This window comes from Deltaproteobacteria bacterium (assembly GCA_030654105.1).
In the GTDB taxonomy this organism is placed as follows: Bacteria; Desulfobacterota; SM23-61; order SM23-61; family SM23-61; genus JAHJQK01.
The window spans coordinates 1-14,999 of the sequence record JAURYC010000204.1 but is presented as its reverse complement, the minus strand read 5'-3'; the positions used below and the strand labels follow the sequence as shown (position 1 = coordinate 14,999).

Genomic DNA, 14,999 nt, shown 5'->3' with positions numbered 1-14,999 from the left:
TGGGCCAGACGGTCGAATCGCGAAAGCCCTTCTTTCTCGGCTCTCTGAGCGGCGGCTTGCGGAGCGGGAAAAAAGAAGCCGGGAATCAGGACGAGAAAAAAGGTTAAAAAGATCGGAAAAAAAGAGGGGAAGAACTTTGGTCCTTCCCCTGGAGGTATTCTTTTCATAAAATTGGGAGCTTTACAATCTCAGCCCATGAAATGACCTTTAAAAATTTTCCTTTTAAGGCGAAAGGAACCTCATTCCTTCATCAACCGTAAAGATTGCTCCACACTTCGGGCATTTCACTTTTTGCTCTTTGGTTACATAGCTGGCGCAACCAAAGGTAAATGCCGCTAAGACCGCTAATGTCAAGACCATACTCATCAGCTTCTTCACTCCCCTTCCCCTCCTTTCTTTGGGCATATATCTTTCTATATTACAAAATGGGCAACGAAGAACTTTCCCTTCGACAGAAGGTTCTTGAAGAAAAAAAACCAAAGATAGACCCAACGGCCCTCTTTATTATTACAAAATAAGCTAACAAAAGTTGTTTTTTTAGTCAAGGGAAAAATTTGATTAAAAATAGGTTTCCTCCCGGCTGAAGGATGGCGGCTTAGATAACCGGAGAATCCCCGGAAAAGGCTTGCCGGTCGTGGCCTCCTGTGTTATAAAAAAAATAATGTGTCCAACATCAATGGTGGGTATGAAGGAAGGACAAGGAAAAGGAATGGGGCAGATGGTGAAATGGTGGATCGTCCTTTTTTGCGCCCTCTTCTTTTGGATGCAAGGTTCTGAAGGGAAGTTCACTCGCAGCTGGGCCTCGCCAAGTATTTTTCATACCTATGTGGGGCAAATAGGTGCTCCGGATTTTTCCCTGGAAGATCTCCAAGGGAAAATGGTGAACATACGGGATTATCGGGGTCAGGTCGTCCTTCTCAACTTCTGGGCCACTTGGTGACCGAATTGCCGGAAGGAGGCTCCTTCTCTTCATTCGCTATATAACCAGTACCGCTCCCAGGGTTTTGGGTTATTCCGTATCGACACCAAGGAAAGCCGGGAGACCATTCTGAAGTTTTTGGAGAAGAAACCTTCGCAATTTTCCATCCTCTTGGATAAAAAGGGGAAAGTTGGGCGCCTTTTTGGTGTCTGGGCTCATCCGACAACCTACCTCATTGACCGTCAAGGGATTGTACGTTGTCGCTCCGTGGGGGCCGTGGATTGGACCGATGCAGAGGCCAAGGGAATCATTGAGCAGCTACTCCATGAAAGATGAGGCATGAGGATAAGAAATTTATTCGTCCTTTTTGGGATTTTGGCCTGGGGGGCCATCCATGGCTGTGCTACCACTCCGCCTCCAGGGAATTTACGCTTGATTATCCTGCAAGAGGTAAACCTGGAAGCAGTCTTCGAGGAAAATGAAGGACTGGAGGTGACCCGGGAGAATGCCAAGGAGCTTCGTGATTTCTACCGTGGAGGTGTGCAGCAGAAGGCGAAAGCAGAAAAAGAATTTCAGGAAAAGGGTTACCCGGTGGCGATGAAATTATATTTTTCTTCCAATGAGCTTTTTTCCACTCTTCTGGAGTATATAGACAGTGATTCAGCCGAATACAACCTCTTCAAAGGGACCAGCATCCTTTTCTTCCCCAACCTGCTTGTGGCCGACAACCACTTAAAAATGGGGCGAATCCACGATGCCATGGGGCGCAAGAGAACGGCGTACCGCAATTGGAAGCGGGCCCTGTCTTTGGTCAGGCGTTCCTTGGAATCAGAACGTACCGAGTGGGGTTTGGCCCTCCAACAGGAGCTCCTCCTGCTGTTGGCCCCGAAAAAAGATTGAGGCAGTGAGCTCTCTGCTTGGACCAGCTGCTTTTTTTAAAGCACGCGGAGAATCTTCAGCAAATTCGTTGTCCCCTTCTTATAAATCGGGGCTCCCATCAAGAGTACAATGGTATCCCCGCGCTTCACCAACTTTCCCTGGAGAAGAGTTTTTTCCACCTCATCGATAAGACGGTCCGTACTGACGATAGGCCGCATTATTTTGGGGAACACCCCCCAATATAAGCTCATGCGCCGGCAAACTTCCTCGTGGGGGGTGAAAGCGATGATGGGGGGCGAGGGGCGGTATTTGGAGACGAAAAGGGCAGTGGCCCCGGATTGGGTAAAAGCCACGATTACCCGGGCCTGCAAGCGTTCCGCAGCCTGAACAGCAGCTTGAGCCACTGCATCCGGGATGGAGTCTTGCTGGGGGGAGTTCAAAAGTTCAGCCTTGGAAAAGAGGGGGCACGATTCTGCTGTCGAGGCAATCTCCGCCATCATGGTCAAAGCTTTTTCTGGATATTTTCCTGCAGCCGTCTCGCCCGAGAGCATCACGGCATCGGTTCCGTCGAATATGGCGTTGGCTACGTCCGAAGCTTCCGCCCGCGTAGGCCGTGAGTGTTCGATCATGGATTCCAGCATCTCGGTAGCTGTGATGACCAAACGCCTTTGCTGGTTGGCCTGCTTGATAATTTCTTTCTGGAGAATGGGGACCTGGGCTAAGGGCATTTCCACTCCCAGGTCCCCGCGGGCCACCATTACCCCATCGGCAGCCTTCAGGATGTCGCCGAGGTTGGAAATGGCCTCAGGCCGTTCCAGTTTAGCGATCACGGGAACCTCTCTTCCCAATCGGGCCATGGCTCTTTTGATGCCCTGGATGTCCTGAGCCTGCCGGACAAAGGACATGCCCACATAATCCACTCCCAAAGAAAGGCCGAAAGCCAAATCTTTCAGATCCTTGGAAGTAAGGGAGGGCGCGGAGAGATTCGTCCCCGGGAGATTAATGCCCATACGGTCCTTCAACATGCCCCCTTCCACTACTTCGGTTATGACTTCTGTCCCCCTCACTTCCTTCACGCGCACCCGCAGGTAGCCATCACCGAGTAAAACTGGGTCACCCGGCTTTACATCTTGAGGCAGATGACGGTAAGTGGTGTACACCCGCTGGGCAGATCCAAGGGTCTGGCGGGTTGTCAGAATGAAGGTGGATCCTTTCTTGAGAAGGGTTTGCCCATTGCTAACCGTGCCAATGCGCATTTTCGGCCCTTGGAGGTCCTGGAGAATGGCCAGAGGTTTCCCTAAGCTTTCCGCCAGTTTTCTCAGGAGGAAGTAGGTTTGGCCGTGACTTTCCTGAGAGCCATGAGAAAAATTCAGGCGGGCGACGTCCATGCCCTTGAGGATCATACGCCTGAGAACCTCTCTGGATTGGCTGGCGGGGCCGATGGTACAGACAATTTTGGTTTTACGCATGATTTCTCCTTTCTCACCCTCTTAGAAAATTATCGACTTTGGGGGATAATAGTCAAGAATAAATTCGTTGCAATCACCAATCCGACATCCGAAATTTTTAGTCCGATAATTTGCTTGACTTATAGTTTTGACTCATATAGTATGCTACCGAACTTTTTATTTCTGGCAATGAATGAATGAGATGATGGGGGCAAAGAGGGCAAATCAATGAAGATGGAATACCAGGTGGGATTTCTCCTTTCCAGAGCGACTTGGGCGATGAATAATTTTGTAAACCGGATGCTGCGGGAAAGTGAGCTTACCGATATCTCCGTGGCCTATTTCGCTGTTCTCCATGCCTTATGGGAAAACGACGGCATGAGCATCAGCGACCTGGGAGAAAAAGCCCAGCTGGAGAAATCGACCATGACGAGTTTGATCGACCGGATGGAAGGGGCCGGACTCCTGCGGCGGGAGGACCACCCCACGGACCGGCGGGCTTATCGAATATGTCTTACGGCCCGGGGAAAAGAGTTGGAAAAGAAGCTGGATCGAGTGGTCAACCGAGCTTACCAACATTTGACCAGGGGAATTGCCGAAAAAGATTTGCAGAAAGCCATCGAGATCTGCAAGCAGCTTGTTCAAAACGCCGAGTGAAGAAGAGGAGGTGACGAAGAAGGTCAAAATATTTGCTCCGCGGCGGAGTGTTTTTTGGGAAACTGGAAACATCGATACACCCCGGAAGGGTTAGACGTTCCCCTTTCAGATCGGAGGAAGCATGGAAAAGAAAATCAAAAAAGTAGCAGTGCTGGGATCTGGGGTAATGGGAGCAACCATTGCTGCCCACCTGGCCAACGTGGGCATTCCTTCCCTCATGTTAGATATTGTTCCCAACAAACTGACCCCGGAGGAAGAGAAGAAAGGTTTGACCCTCAAGGACGCGGCGGTCCGGAACCGCCTGGCCGTAAATGGGAAGCAAAATTTACTCCGGATGCGTCCTGCAGCCCTGGCTGTTCCTGAATTCGCCAGCCTGATTGAAGTGGGCAACTTCGAAGACCATCTCTCTCGCCTGGCGGAGGTCGACTGGATCATCGAAGTGGTGGTGGAGAACCTGAAGATTAAACAGGAGCTTTTCAAAAAAGTGGCCGCCGAGCGCAAGCCGGGTACCATCGTAAGTTCCAACACCTCCGGGATTCCCATCAAAGACATCTGTACAGGGATGGACCTGGAGTTCAAGCAGCACTTCCTGGGCACCCATTTTTTCAACCCCCCCCGCTACATGAAACTGTTGGAGATTGTCCCGATTGCGCAGACCCTGCCGGAAGTGGTGGCGTTCATTGCTTACTTTGGGGAGCGAGTCCTGGGGAAAGGGATCGTCTATGCCAAGGATTCCCCCAACTTCATCGCCAACCGGATTGGAATCTTCGGCATGCTCTATTTGATGAAGATCATGGCCGAGGACGGCTATTCCATTGAGGAAGTGGACGCCATTACCGGTCCGCCCATGGGCCGGCCGAAGAGCGCTGCTTTCGGGACTACGGATCTGGTGGGCCTGGATACCTTTGCCCACGTGGCCAAGAATCTGTATGAGAACGCAACCAAAGATGAGATGCGGGAAGTATTCAAGATCCCCGATTTTGTCCAGAAGATGATTGAAAAGAACTGGCTCGGCAACAAGACGGGCCAGGGTTTTTACAAACGGATCAAGTCGGAGGCGGGAAAAGAGAAATTGGCGCTGGATTATAAAACCTTGGAGTATCGTCCCGCTCAGAAGGTCAAATACCCCTCCCTGGACGCGGCCAAGGCAGCTTCGAATGCGGCCGCCAAGGCCAAGGCCCTGATTTATGCCGAGGACCGGGCGGGCCAGTTGGCCTGGAAAATCACCAGCGAATCCCTCCTCTATGCGGCCCGGAGGATTCCAGAGATCGCCGATGATATTTACAATGTCGACAATGCCGTAAAGTGGGGCTTCAACTATGAAGCAGGGCCTTTCGAATCCTGGGATGCCCTCGGAGTTGAGGAATCGGTAGCCCGGATGAAGCAAGAGGGTAAAGACCTACCGCCTCTGGTGAAGAGCCTTCTGGCCGAGAAGAAAAAATCTTTTTACCAGAAGAAAGAGGGCCAGCTCTATTTCTTTGACCTGAAGACCGGGCAATATAAGAAGGTTCCGGAGAAGCCGGAGATCATCCTCCTGCCCTCCCTGAAGGAGCGCAATAAGGTCGTCAAGTCCAATGCCGGCGCCAGCCTGATCGACATGGGAGACGGCGTGGCTTGCCTGGAATTCCATACCTACATGAATGCCATCGGGCAGGAGATCATCGAGATGATCCACGAGTCTTTAAAGATCGTGGAAAAAGACTTCGTCGGCATGGTCATTGGCAACCACGCGGAAAGATTTTCCGTGGGGGCCAACCTGCTCATGCTCGTGGGTGAGATTGTGAAGTCCAACTGGGCGGGCATCGAGGCTGCGATCAAAGCTATCCAAGATGCCATGATGGCCATGAAATATTTTGAAAAACCCATCGTGGCTGCCCCCCATAACATGGCTCTGGGGGGGGGTTGCGAAGTCTGCTTATCCAGCCACCGGATCGTGGCCGCCTTGGAGACGTACATGGGCCAGGTGGAGATCGCCGTGGGGCTCCTGCCGGGAGCTGCCGGGAATAAAGAGGTATATATCCGATGCATCGAGGGCATTCCCGATGGGGTGAACGTGGACCTGCTCCCCTTCTTGCGGAAAGCCTTTGAGAACATTGCCATGGCTAAAGTCTCCACCAGCGCCGAGGAGGCCCGGAAACTGGGCTTCCTGCGTCCTACGGACAAAGTGACGGTCAATGGGGACCATCTGCTTTACGACGCCAAGCAGACCGTTTTGGCCATGGTCCAGGAAGGGTTCAAACCACCTCGGCCCAAGCTGATTCCGGTAGCGGGAGACGGCGGACGGGCGGCCATCAAGTTAATGGCCAACACCATGCGCCAGGGTGGTTTCATAACGGAACACGAAGAGTTCATAGCCGGCAAATTGGCCTACATCCTCACCGGCGGAGATGTCTTGACCGGGGCCATGATAACGGAACAGCAAATGTTAGACCTTGAGCGGGAAGCCTTTGTCAGCCTCTGCGGCGAGAAGAAGACCCAGGAGCGCATCACCCATATGCTCAAGACTAACAAGCCGCTGAGGAATTAGAAGGAGGAGACCATGAGAGAAGCTGTTATCGTTTCTGCAGTTCGAACCGCTGTCGGCCGTGCTCCCCGGGGAAGCTTGCGCAATACCCGCCCGGATGACATGGCAGGGTGGGTGGTGAAGGAAGCTTTGAACCGGGCCGCCGGGCTGAAACCAGAGGAAGTGGATGACGTGGTCATGGGTTGTAGTTTCCCCGAAGCGGAACAGGGGCTGAACGTCGCTCGCTTAATCTGCTACATTGCCGGCCTGCCGTACACTGTGCCAGGGCAGACCGTCAATCGCTTCTGCTCCTCCGGGCTCCAAGCCATTGCCATTGGGGCTGAACACATCATGTGCGGTTTTGCCGATGTGATCATCGCTGGGGGAGTGGAATCCATGTCCATGGTTCCCATGGGCGGGAACAAGACCGTACCCAACCTCAAGCTCATCGAGACCTATCCCGAGGGCTATACGGCCATGGGGGTCACCGCGGAAAATGTGGCTAAGAAATTTGGGATCAACCGGGAGGAGCAGGATGCCTTTGCCCTGAAAAGCCACCAGAAAGCTGCGGCGGCGATCAAGACGGGAAGGTTCAAAGATGAAATCCTGCCGATTAAAGTGAGGACCCAGGAGGTCTCCGAGGATGGGAAGGTAACTTACCGGGAATTCGTTTTTGACACCGATGAAGGGGTGCGGGCAGATACCTCCCTGGAAGCCCTGAGCAAGCTGCGCCCGGCCTTTTCCACGACGGGATCCGTAACCCCGGGCAATTCCTCTCCCTTGAACGACGGAGCTTCCGCCGTGGTGATCATGGCCAAGGAAAAAGCCAAGTCCTTAGGCCTCCAGCCTATGGCCACCTTCCGGTCTTTTGCCGCGGCCGGGGTTCCTCCGGAGATCATGGGGATCGGGCCGGTAGAGGCCATTCCCAAAGCTCTCAAATTTGCAGGGGTGAACCTGGACCAGATCGACCTCTTTGAATTGAATGAGGCCTTTGCCTCGCAGGCCTTGTATTGCTGCCGGACCCTGGGCCTGAACTTGGATAAGGTCAATGTCAACGGCGGGGCGATTGCGCTGGGCCATGCCCTGGGCAACAGTGGAGGGCGCCTGACCACTACGCTGGTGCACGAGATGAAACGTCGCCAGGCCCGCTATGGAGTCGTGTCTATGTGTATCGGCTTCGGGATGGGTGCGGCTGCGGTCTTTGAGAGAGAACCTAACTATTAAAACATTTAAAGCAAGAAAAAAGAGAATTTTTTATATTTTATTGGGAAAAAAGAAGCCGGCAAAGTTTTAAATCCGCCCCGCCAAGGTGAGGTAAAAACAAAAATACAGGGTGGAAAAAGTTTTAAACCAGGAGGCGAACCTCCCTTTCCTCATAATCCATCTTGGTTCCGAGAGAGTGAGAGCAGTACGCGCAGAGGTATTCGTATTTGTCTCCATCCGGGAGGATCAGAAGAAGGCGCTTGCGTACAGGCATAGCTTGGCGGCAGCGAGGGCAAAAAAGGGAACTGGCTTCAAACTGTTCATAGGAGGCCTGGGGCTTCTTAGGAGAGCGGGCCTGGGGGGGGTTATGCGCTTTCATGTGCTTCCTTTGGCTCCGACGATGTCAATTTCCAGATCGATGTAAAAAACTTGGGGGTAAGTTCCCATCTCGGGTTTCATGACTTGTACAGCGGAGGTGCCCAGAAGACGGGAATTTTTTTAAATTGGGATTATGGCCCAGCGCTTTTTATTCATCGATTTTTTCCCTATTTTTTATAACATGGATTTATTTTTGACGACAACCTTTTTTTGATTTCCTTGCCCCGGGTAAGTTTGGTCATGCTTTTTAACCCTTGAAAAAAAGACCACTCCCAGGACCCCGGTGGCTCTTTTTCCTTCTCTTCCACGGAGGTGTCCTTTCCCCGGTTGGCCAGGAAAGCCCTGCGGGTCCTTCCCCCCGGGCCCGGGCTTCAATCTCGAAGAGATGGAGAGCCTGGGAGAAATAAGGCTGGCGCATAAAGCGCAAAGGAAGTTTTCGCTCCGGCAGAAATTCGCGGAAGATTCTCTGGGAACCAAGCAGGTAAATGGCTGCTTCCTTGGCCTGCCGGGTGAACTGCAGCGGCCTCATTGTTTCCGTGACCCATTCCCTGACCTTTTGCTGAAAGAGAGCCTGCCCCCTACGGCCGGGTGGGAAACCATCCGGCGGGCAATAGAATCCCAGGCAGGGCAGGAGGAAGAGAGCCAGGCAAAATTCCTCCGACGGAACTTTTCCCGATGAACTAAGATCATCGATCGCGGTGATGATTTTGATAAAATATTCCTTTTGCCATGCTTCGGCAAAGGGCTGGGAGAACGAGGGGAAGAGGGAAAAGAGCATGCCGCTGGCCAGCATCATCTTCATGGATTCTTCCAGCGACCCTTCCCGAAGCTCCCTCAGAAATTCCTCCCGCACCCGGGCTGGCGAGCATAGACGGAGCTTTTCCACGTGGCCAATCAAGGACCGATAGGTTTTTTCTTCGATGGTGAAACCGGTGCGGGCGGCGTGCCGGATGACCCGGATCATACGCACCGGGTCACTTATGAATTTTTCCTCTGGATCTCCGATACAGCGGATAATTTTCCGGCGTAAATCCTCCAGCCCACCGACATAGTCGATCAGGGAAAAATCAGCAATATTGTAAAAGATTCCATTAATGGTGATATCCCGGCGGAAGGCATCTTCAGAAGGCGTACCGAAGGTGTTATCAGAATGGGGAGGGTCCTTTTCCCCTTCCTCCTCGAACTCGGAACGCCGGCGGAAGGTGGAGACTTCGATGAATTTGTTGTTCTTGAAAAAAATATGAGCCAGGCGGAATCGGCGCCCGATCAACCGGGAATTGCGGAAGAGCTCACGAATTTGTTGCGGATGGGCGTCTGTGGCCACATCAAAGTCCTTGGGGGTTTTGCCCAGCAACAAATCGCGTACGCATCCCCCAACGAGATAGGCTCGAAACCCTTGGTGGTGGAGCCGGTAGAGAATTTTCAGGGCATCCGGGTCGATGAAACTGCGGGAAAGGGGATGCTCTTGACGGGGGAGAATACGCGGGACAGGTTGTTCATCCATTACGATTGGGCTTCGTCTTACTCGAAAATGGAGCAGATTCCTACTCTGTTAAATTTTTTAACGGATCGAAAGAGGTTTGTCAAGGGATCTCTTTGAGCGCACCCATGGCAATGGTCGAGTGGGCAAAGGCCCCTCCGGCCCTCAGGGCGGCGGCTATAAAAATAGCTTCGGCGATCTCCGGGTGGGTCGCCCCCGCTTTTTTAGCGGCTTTTACGTGGGACTCGATACAATACGGGCATTGGGTTGTATGGGCCACGGCAATGGCAATAAGTTCTTTCAACTTTCTGGGAAGAGCGCTCTCTTTTTCAAAAATCTCGTTGTTGAAGTTGAGAAAAGCCTGGAACATATCCTTTTGGGCATCCATCAGATCTTTGTAATGTTTCCGGGCGTCGAGGGAGTAGAAATATTCGCTCATAGCATGCTCCTTTCTTTATTTAAAAAATGGGAGTGCTCCGATTATAACAGAATCTCTGTTGCAAGGTTATAGTTTTTCAAACCCAAACAGGAAACCCGCAGCTGGAATTTTTGAACATTCGCTTTTTGCTCACTCCCCCATTTTTTTAGAACCACTTTTGTTGTAGTCCGGGCGGGAAGAGCCCCTGGCGCCGGCAAAATCGGCCCAGAAACACCTTTATTCCGTTTCCCGCCATATCCCCTGGAAGGAATGCCGCCTCATTTGGCCAATCCCGCCTCAGGCGGGACTCCCCGCCCGGACCAGCGTACCACCTGGGATGTAAACCCAACCTTTAAATATGGAGGTGGGCGAGTTCGCTTTTTAGACTTGACATTAAAAAAATTTGAAGATAGGGATTAATTAAAGTTTTTATAAATTCCCTGGGATGAAGCGAGGTGGGATGAAGGAAAAACTCACGTCTCTTGAAGAAGCTGCCCGCTTGGTCAAAGACGGGTACCTGCTGGGGCTTACGTCCTCCTTGGAAAACGCCCCCATGGCCTTTCTGCGGGAGCTTGTGCGGCTCGGCAGTAAAAATCTGCGGGTGGCCGCTTTAACGGGAGGGAGTCTGAACGTTGATCTCCTCATCGGGGCGGGAGCCGTGGCCGAATATGAGGCCTGTCACCATTCCCTGGGAGGATATGGCCCGGCCCCTAACTTTCAGAGGGCCCTGCGAGGCGGTAGCTTAAAAATGAAGGACAACACCTGAGGGGTTATGAATTCCATGGTCCAGGCTGGATCCATGGGCGTTCCCTTTGTGGCCGTACGCGGGCTTATGGGTACGGATATTTTAAAAAATCGTCCGGACCTTCAGGTAATTACCAATCCTTTTCACCCGGAGGAAAAAGTAGTGGTTGCCCAGCCGATCCGCCCTGATGTGGCTGTTTTTCATGCCCTTAAGGCCGACCGCTGGGGCAATACCCTAACCCCAGGGTTGCGGGATGACCTGATGATGGCCCGGGCTGCCCGGCGGGTAGTGGTTACTGCCGAGGAGATAAGGGACAAAGAGCTAACGATTCGCGATGGGGTAGACAACACCTTTCTTCCCGCCATTGATGTGGACGTGGTTGTCCATGTCCCTTGGGGGGCTCATCCATGTGCCTGTGGTCTTTTATACAACTTAGATGATGCCCATTTACGGGAGTACATCGAGGCTGCGCAAGAAGAGAAAAAATTCAAAAATTATTTAGAGCGATACGTGGGGGGTGTAAAAAACCACCAAGAATACTTGCAACGGGTAGGAGTCATAAACCCACTGCGGGCGAAGAAAATAAATGTCTGATCAGGTTACAATTTGCACCCCGGAAGAGTTGATGGCGGTTATCATTTCCCGGGAGGTGCGCGACTTCGAAACCATTGGCGTGGGAGCGGCCTCACCCATTCCGGCAGCAGGATGCATTCTGGCAGAGCAGCTCCAGGCTCCCCATATCACCCTCATCATCCTGGGAAGTAAAGAATATTATCCTTTTCCCGCCGGCAGCAGCGAACTGCATTTTCTCGCGCAGAGGGGGGATTTAGATTTATTTTTTCTTAGCGGCATCCAGATGGACCGGCATGGAAACATTAACCTCCATGTCCTCGGTGACTATCACTCCCCGCAGATGAGGCTGCCGGGTGCCTACGGGTCGGCCATGCTTTATTATATGGCGCATCGGGTTATTCTTTTCCGCACCGAGCATTCCCGCAGAACCTTTGTTGAGAAGGTAGATTTCGTTACCGCGGCTGGATCGACCCCGGAGAGCGTTTATCGCGAAGGAGGTCCTACCCTGGTCGTAACTCCCAAAGCAGTATTGGGTTGGGATAGCGCGCATAAAGGGTGGGCCTTGGAGGCCGTTCACCCGGGTTCCACGGTGGAAGAGGTACAAGAGAATACGGGGTTTCCTCTGGAAATTTCAAGCTCCTTCAAGATTACCCCCCCTCCCACAGAGCGGGAACTCTCAGTCCTGAGAACCGTAGTCCGGCAAAAGCTGGAACACATCTACCCTGAATTCGCCCAGACCAAGATCCGGCCAGATTAAAATTAATCATACCAGGGCGTCAGCGAAAACGAAAAGGGGGCAGTGGAAACGGAGTCACCCTTTAACATTAACTCCGTAAGTTGTTTTATAACCAAGGTCCCCTTTTCTCTGCTTCTGCCCAGCCACCAAGATTGCGTATCAACCCACCCTGCGCCAATTGAATTATTTAAGGGCGTCCCCTTTTCACTATGCTCGCCCTTGTTACCTCATAAACTCAAATTCTGCCATAAGAAGTAGGGGTAAAAATCCTTTTTGAAGCCAGTATGTTAGGGGGGTGTTGAGGGTTTTATAAAAAAAGTCCCCAACTTTTCCCTGGTTTTTTGCGCTTGACATACAACTTCGCTTTTGCTATATTCCATTCACCCAAAAGCGAGTTCTTATCAGACAGATATCAGACTGGATCATCACCATCATCCTGGCGCTGGTGGCGATTTCGACGTTGAAGATGAGGTGATTTTTGCTGGCGAGAGAGGATTTCGGGACCACAGATTGTGATATGTCATGCAGGGTGCGCATGGCTGTATTGAGGTCTGACTGGAACTGTTGATATTCTGGAATTGCAGATTCTGATCTGCAATAATCACGAAAGGAAAGGGAGGGCAGTTTATGAAGAAATTATTGTTTGTTATGTTGTTATTGAGCACAATGTTGAGCACAATGACAGGTTGTCAACCAGCAATTATCTCGGCAGTCCTGAGAGGATCAGATCATGAGAACGCATCCATGGAGACTCGATGCGAACCCAGTGATATGAGAGATGCAAAAGAAATGAAACAAGCATTTTCTAAATATGATGGCTGGCGGATGGTGTACCTTTCAGAATATACAACTGGAAACAGATTCGGGACTGTTGGAGTCGTCTGTTTTGAACGGCAAAAAAAATAGATGTGGGGCATCTGAGAAGAAGATGCGGGGAGATCGGGTCTCAACAGCGTACATTTAGTACTCGTGTACAGCGTTGAGACTCTCTAGCTTTGCCCGTGCTGTTGAGGTAAGCATTATATGTTGTCCGGGCCTTCGTAAAGCTGCGGGAAATGATCTCATCGCACAAGGATCTGACAAAACGCTTCGATAATCTTGAGAAGAAATATGACGTTCAGTTTCGGACGGTCTTTGACGCCATCCGTCAGCTCATGATTCCGTCTGACCGTAAAAAGAGGCCTATCGGATTTGTGCGGGAATGATGGGGGTATATCCTCATAAGTACGTCTCGTAATTACAACGCATGCACCTGCTATGGTTTCTTTAAGTCTATTTGTTAAATGGCCTATCGCCGATGCAGAATGAAAAAACCTCTTCCCGGAGCGTTAATCCATCCCTCCATGGCCACACACACTATTTTCCTTTCAGTGCTTTACACTTCATTTCTTAGCATAGCGAAAGGGCGAGCGTAAGGAAAGAACCTTTCTCGAATATCGTGACCCCGACTATCCCTGGGATGCTTACCTTCAGTCGTAAAGATCAGGAATACGGGGCCGGAGGAACTGGTGTGCCCCGATGAGCCTCAAAAATGCCTGACGGTCCTCGTCAAATCGTTGCAAACACCCCCTCCCCACCTCTCCCCCTAAAATCCCCCAAATCCCCGCTGAAACGGCCCCAAACAAACACAAGATCTTGTGCGCAATTTCCCTTGACACACAATTGCCTTCCCAGTGTACTCACAATACCCAAAAGCGAGTTCTTATCAAAAAATATCAAATCCTGGAGGGGGTTTTCCGTGACAAGAGCTTATCCCAAAATTTTCTGTCTGGCCGGTCTCTCGTTGGCTCTGGGGGTTTCTTTCTGCCCATCGGCTTTCAGCCAGACCTATCCGGACAAGCCCATCACAATCTACTGCGGCTACGCGCCCGGCGCCAGCACCGATGTCAGCGCGAGGGCGATCGCCAGCGGCGCGGAAAAACTGTTGGGCGTTCCGGTCGTCGTGGACAACAAGCCCGGCGGGTCAACCACGGTCTGCGCAGGTATCGTGGCCAGCAAGAAACCGGACGGGTATTCCCTGGGGGTGCTCAGCGAGGGGGCCCTGACTGTCAGCCCTCACCTCCAGAAGCTGGCTTACGACCCCCTGAAAGATTTTACCTATCTCTCCTACTATGCCTATTACCTCGGGGTCGTCGTGGTTCACAAAGACTCGCCCATTAAGAACATCCAGGAGTTTATCGCCCACGCGAAGGCCAACCCGGGCCTTTCCTACAGTTCGACGGGGATGTACACCCGGCAGCACTTGGCCCTGGAGCGGTTCATCGAATGCAAGGGGCTTACCTTTAAACACATCCCCACGAAGGGGGCATCCGAGGCCAGCAATATCCTCCTGGGCAAGCATTGCGATTTTTCTATCGGCTCCAGCCAGATCACGTTTGTCAAACAGGGGGTGTTCCGACTCCTCATGCTGGTGACGGCGGAAAAGCGGAATCCCCTCTATCCGGACACTCCGATTCCGAAAGATTTCGGCTGTCCGGACGTCCCCCCGGCGGGCCTCATCGTGGTGGGACCCAAAGGAATGCCGCCGGCCATCTCCAAAAAGCTGGGGGAAGTCATCCGGAAGGTAACGGAAGAGCCTTCCTTTCAAAAGGTGCTGGCCAGCTTCGACCTTCCTTATGATTACAAAGACCAGGCGGAACTGGAGAAGAAAATCCCGTCTGACTACGCCATGTTCAGGGATTTTTTGAAGAAGATGGGAGTGAAAAAATCGGACTGAAGCTACAAACGTTTCCCCGGCTATCGCATTTTCCTATTCATCATTCCCGCGGAAGCTGGAATCCAGGAATGTTTTTGATGAACGTCTCCTTCCACGCCGTGCTCAATGTGCCTTGACACACAATTGCCTTTTTTGTATATTCAACCCACCCCAAAGCGAGTTCTTATCAATCGCGGGTATTGTCTGTAAACCGTATCCTTTTTTTCTGATACTGATACTGACACTGACACAAACCACTTACTTTAAAAGCTGCCGCGCAAGGCAAGGTGAAAGACCACATCGGGAGAGGCGCGATTCAAGGGGTCTTCTGTGACCCCGAGGTCCAGGTTTATATTTTTCGAAAA

General features: G+C 51.8%; 15 protein-coding genes. 10 read left to right on the top strand and 5 right to left on the bottom strand.

Annotation, left to right across the window (positions count from 1 at the left end):
* Nucleotides 1-222 precede the first annotated feature (222 nt).
* Complete coding sequence (locus Q7V48_08500) at nt 223-405, bottom strand: hypothetical protein (protein ID MDO9210775.1); 183 nt, start codon at nt 403-405, stop codon at nt 223-225.
* 358 nt (nt 406-763) lie between these two features.
* Here Q7V48_08500 and Q7V48_08495 point away from each other — a divergent pair, with 358 nt between their 5' ends.
* Nucleotides 764-1,255, top strand: a complete 492-nt coding sequence (locus Q7V48_08495) for a TlpA disulfide reductase family protein (GenBank protein ID MDO9210774.1) — start codon at nt 764-766, stop codon at nt 1,253-1,255.
* A gap of 3 nt (nt 1,256-1,258) precedes the next feature.
* Nucleotides 1,259-1,819, top strand: coding sequence for a hypothetical protein (locus Q7V48_08490; GenBank protein ID MDO9210773.1), 561 nt, complete (start codon nt 1,259-1,261; stop codon nt 1,817-1,819).
* Between the two features lie 35 nt (nt 1,820-1,854).
* Here Q7V48_08490 and pyk read toward each other — a convergent pair whose 3' ends face one another.
* On the bottom strand, nt 1,855-3,267 hold the full coding sequence (pyk, locus tag Q7V48_08485) for a pyruvate kinase (GenBank protein MDO9210772.1): 1,413 nt from the start codon (nt 3,265-3,267) through the stop codon (nt 1,855-1,857).
* A 207-nt stretch (nt 3,268-3,474) separates the two neighbouring features.
* Here pyk and Q7V48_08480 point away from each other — a divergent pair, with 207 nt between their 5' ends.
* From Q7V48_08480 to Q7V48_08470, 3 genes are all read left to right on the top strand, one after another.
* Nucleotides 3,475-3,903: a MarR family transcriptional regulator gene (locus Q7V48_08480; protein MDO9210771.1), complete on the top strand. Its 429-nt coding sequence runs from the start codon at nt 3,475-3,477 to the stop codon at nt 3,901-3,903.
* Nucleotides 3,904-4,024: 121 nt separating this feature from the next.
* Nucleotides 4,025-6,430, top strand: a complete 2,406-nt coding sequence (locus Q7V48_08475) for a 3-hydroxyacyl-CoA dehydrogenase/enoyl-CoA hydratase family protein (GenBank protein ID MDO9210770.1) — start codon at nt 4,025-4,027, stop codon at nt 6,428-6,430.
* A gap of 12 nt (nt 6,431-6,442) precedes the next feature.
* Nucleotides 6,443-7,630 (top strand): acetyl-CoA C-acyltransferase, encoded by a 1,188-nt coding sequence (locus Q7V48_08470; protein MDO9210769.1) that lies wholly within the window; start codon nt 6,443-6,445, stop codon nt 7,628-7,630.
* Nucleotides 7,631-7,751: 121 nt separating this feature from the next.
* On the opposite strand, the gene Q7V48_08465 is transcribed toward Q7V48_08470, so the two are convergent.
* The 3 genes from Q7V48_08465 to Q7V48_08455 form a co-directional block, all read right to left on the bottom strand.
* On the bottom strand, nt 7,752-7,988 hold the full coding sequence (locus Q7V48_08465; protein MDO9210768.1) for a cytoplasmic protein: 237 nt from the start codon (nt 7,986-7,988) through the stop codon (nt 7,752-7,754).
* Nucleotides 7,989-8,234: 246 nt separating this feature from the next.
* Nucleotides 8,235-9,491, bottom strand: coding sequence for a polynucleotide adenylyltransferase PcnB (pcnB, locus tag Q7V48_08460; protein MDO9210767.1), 1,257 nt, complete (start codon nt 9,489-9,491; stop codon nt 8,235-8,237).
* 79 nt (nt 9,492-9,570) lie between these two features.
* A complete protein-coding gene (locus tag Q7V48_08455; protein MDO9210766.1) occupies nt 9,571-9,906 on the bottom strand; it encodes a carboxymuconolactone decarboxylase family protein in 336 nt (111 codons plus the stop codon).
* A 439-nt stretch (nt 9,907-10,345) separates the two neighbouring features.
* On the opposite strand from Q7V48_08455, the gene Q7V48_08450 reads away from it, so the two are divergent.
* The 5 genes from Q7V48_08450 (at nt 10,346) to Q7V48_08430 (ending at nt 14,655) form a co-directional block, all read left to right on the top strand.
* On the top strand, nt 10,346-10,651 hold the full coding sequence (locus Q7V48_08450) for a hypothetical protein (GenBank protein MDO9210765.1): 306 nt from the start codon (nt 10,346-10,348) through the stop codon (nt 10,649-10,651).
* Nucleotides 10,652-10,657: 6 nt separating this feature from the next.
* Nucleotides 10,658-11,224 carry a CoA-transferase gene (locus Q7V48_08445; protein ID MDO9210764.1) on the top strand — a complete coding sequence of 189 codons (567 nt, stop codon included), beginning with the start codon at nt 10,658-10,660 and terminating at the stop codon, nt 11,222-11,224.
* The gene (locus tag Q7V48_08440; GenBank protein ID MDO9210763.1) at nt 11,217-11,960 is read left to right on the top strand and encodes a CoA-transferase; all 744 of its coding nucleotides are present in this window, start codon (nt 11,217-11,219) and stop codon (nt 11,958-11,960) included. Before Q7V48_08445 ends, Q7V48_08440 begins: the two co-directional genes overlap by 8 nt.
* A 606-nt stretch (nt 11,961-12,566) precedes the next feature.
* The gene (locus Q7V48_08435) at nt 12,567-12,845 is read left to right on the top strand and encodes a hypothetical protein (protein MDO9210762.1); all 279 of its coding nucleotides are present in this window, start codon (nt 12,567-12,569) and stop codon (nt 12,843-12,845) included.
* Between the two features lie 832 nt (nt 12,846-13,677).
* Nucleotides 13,678-14,655 (top strand): tripartite tricarboxylate transporter substrate binding protein, encoded by a 978-nt coding sequence (locus Q7V48_08430; protein MDO9210761.1) that lies wholly within the window; start codon nt 13,678-13,680, stop codon nt 14,653-14,655.
* The last annotated feature ends 344 nt before the right edge of the window (nt 14,656-14,999 follow it).